This is a genomic window from Sporosarcina sp. NCCP-2331 (genome assembly GCF_023707945.1).
In the GTDB taxonomy this organism is placed as follows: Bacteria; Bacillota; Bacilli; order Bacillales_A; family Planococcaceae; genus Sporosarcina; species Sporosarcina cascadiensis.
This window is the reverse complement of sequence record NZ_BRCD01000062.1, coordinates 1-2929: the sequence shown is the minus strand read 5'-3', so window position 1 is coordinate 2929 and position 2929 is coordinate 1. Positions and strand designations below refer to the sequence as shown.

The window sequence follows — 2929 nt, the reverse complement described above, 5'->3', positions numbered from 1 at the left end:
GGTTAAGTCCTCGATCGATTAGTATCTGTCAGCTGCATGCGTCGCCGCACTTCCACCCCAGACCTATCCACCTCATCATCTTTGAGGGATCTTACTTACTTGCGTAATGGGAAATCTCATCTTGAAGGGGGCTTCATGCTTAGATGCTTTCAGCATTTATCCCGTCCATACATAGCTACCCAGCGATGCCTTTGGCAAGACAACTGGTACACCAGCGGTATGTCCATCCCGGTCCTCTCGTACTAAGGACAGCTCTTCTCAAATTTCCTGCGCCCGCGACGGATAGGGACCGAACTGTCTCACGACGTTCTGAACCCAGCTCGCGTGCCGCTTTAATGGGCGAACAGCCCAACCCTTGGGACCGACTACAGCCCCAGGATGCGACGAGCCGACATCGAGGTGCCAAACCTCCCCGTCGATGTGGACTCTTGGGGGAGATAAGCCTGTTATCCCCGGGGTAGCTTTTATCCGTTGAGCGATGGCCCTTCCATGCGGAACCACCGGATCACTAAGCCCGTCTTTCGACCCTGCTCGACTTGTAGGTCTCGCAGTCAAGCTCCCTTATGCCTTTGCACTCTACGAATGATGTCCAACCATTCTGAGGGAACCTTTGGGCGCCTCCGTTACTCTTTAGGAGGCGACCGCCCCAGTCAAACTGCCCACCTGACACTGTCTCCTGCCCGGATCACGGGCAAGGGTTAGAAGTCCAATACAGCCAGGGTAGTATCCCACCAATGCCTCCTCCGAAGCTGGCGCTCCGGAATCCAAGGCTCCTACCTATCCTGTACAGGCTGCACCGGAATTCAATATCAGGCTACAGTAAAGCTCCACGGGGTCTTTCCGTCCTGTCGCGGGTAATGCGCATCTTCACGCATATTATAATTTCACCGAGTCTCTCGTTGAGACAGTGCCCAGATCGTTACGCCTTTCGTGCGGGTCGGAACTTACCCGACAAGGAATTTCGCTACCTTAGGACCGTTATAGTTACGGCCGCCGTTTACTGGGGCTTCAATTCAGAGCTTCGCTTGCGCTAACCCCTCCTCTTAACCTTCCAGCACCGGGCAGGCGTCAGCCCCTATACGTCATCTTACGATTTTGCAGAGACCTGTGTTTTTGCTAAACAGTCGCCTGGGCCTATTCACTGCGGCTCTCTCGGGCTATTCACCCTACCAGAGCACCCCTTCTCCCGAAGTTACGGGGTCATTTTGCCGAGTTCCTTAACGAGAGTTCTCTCGATCACCTTAGGATTCTCTCCTCGCCTACCTGTGTCGGTTTGCGGTACAGGCACCTCCCGCCTCGCTAGAGGCTTTTCTTGGCAGTGTGAAATCAGGGACTCCGGAGACAATTCTCCTTGCCATCACAGCCCAGTGTTATATGAAAACGGGATTTGCCTCGTTTTCCACCTCACTGCTTAGACACACAACCAACTGTGTGCTCACCCTATCCTACTGCGTCCCCCCATTACTCAAACGGCGGGGAGGTGGTACAGGAATATCAACCTGTTGTCCATCGTCTACGCCTATCGGCCTCGACTTAGGTCCTGACTAACCCTGAGCGGACGAGCCTTCCTCAGGAAACCTTGGGCATTCGGTGGAAGGGATTCTCACCCTTCTTTCGCTACTCATACCGGCATTCTCACTTCCAAGCGCTCCACCAGTCCTTCCGGTCTAGCTTCGACGCCCTTGGAACGCTCTCCTACCATTGATCCGAAGATCAATCCACAGTTTCGGTGATCTGTTTAGCCCCGGTACATTTTCGGCGCAGCGCCACTCGACCAGTGAGCTATTACGCACTCTTTAAATGATGGCTGCTTCTAAGCCAACATCCTGGTTGTCTGGGCAACGCCACATCCTTTTCCACTTAACAGATACTTGGGGACCTTAACTGGTGGTCTGGGCTGTTTCCCTCTCGACAATGGATCTTATCACCCACTGTCTGACTCCCAAACATAAATCATCGGCATTCGGAGTTTGTCTGAATTCGGTAACCCGGGATGGGCCCCTCGTCCAAACAGTGCTCTACCTCCGAGATTCTATCGTTTGAGGCTAGCCCTAAAGCTATTTCGGAGAGAACCAGCTATCTCCAGGTTCGATTGGAATTTCACCGCTACCCACACCTCATCCCCGCATTTTTCAACATACGTGGGTTCGGGCCTCCAGTCAGTGTTACCTGACCTTCACCCTGGACATGGGTAGATCACCTGGTTTCGGGTCTACGACCCCATACTCATTCGCCCTATTCAGACTCGCTTTCGCTGCGGCTCCGCTTTCTCAGCTTAACCTTGCATGGAATCGTAACTCGCCGGTTCATTCTACAAAAGGCACGCCATCACTCATTAACGAGCTCTGACAATTTGTAAGCGCACGGTTTCAGGATCTATTTCACTCCCCTTCCGGGGTGCTTTTCACCTTTCCCTCACGGTACTGGTTCACTATCGGTCACTAGGGAGTATTTAGCCTTGGGAGATGGTCCTCCCGGATTCCGACGGAATTTCACGTGTTCCGCCGTACTCAGGATCCACTCTGGAGGGAATGTGCTTTCGACTACGGGGCTGTTACCCACTGCGGCGGACCTTTCCAGATCGCTTCGTCTAACGCATTCCTTTGTAACTCCGTATAGAGTGTCCTACAACCCCAAGAAGCAAGCTTCTTGGTTTGGGCTCTTCCCGTTTCGCTCGCCGCTACTAAGGGAATCGATGTTTCTTTCTCTTCCTCCGGGTACTTAGATGTTTCAGTTCTCCGGGTGTGCCACGATTACGCTATGTATTCACGTAAACGTACTGTTCTATTAAAAACAGTGGGTTTCCCCATTCGGAAATCTTCGGATCAAAGCTCACTTACAGCTCCCCGAAGCATATCGGTGTTAGTGCCGTCCTTCATCGGCTCCTAGTGCCAAGGCATCCGCCGTGCGCCCTTTCTAACTTAACCTA

At 52.9% G+C, this 2929-nt stretch carries 1 rRNA gene; it reads right to left on the bottom strand.

Features of this window, described 5'->3' with window-relative positions:
* Nucleotides 1-2927 (bottom strand): 23S ribosomal RNA (locus NCCP2331_RS18110); the annotation flags it as partial.
* Nucleotides 2928-2929: the final 2 nt, after the last annotated feature.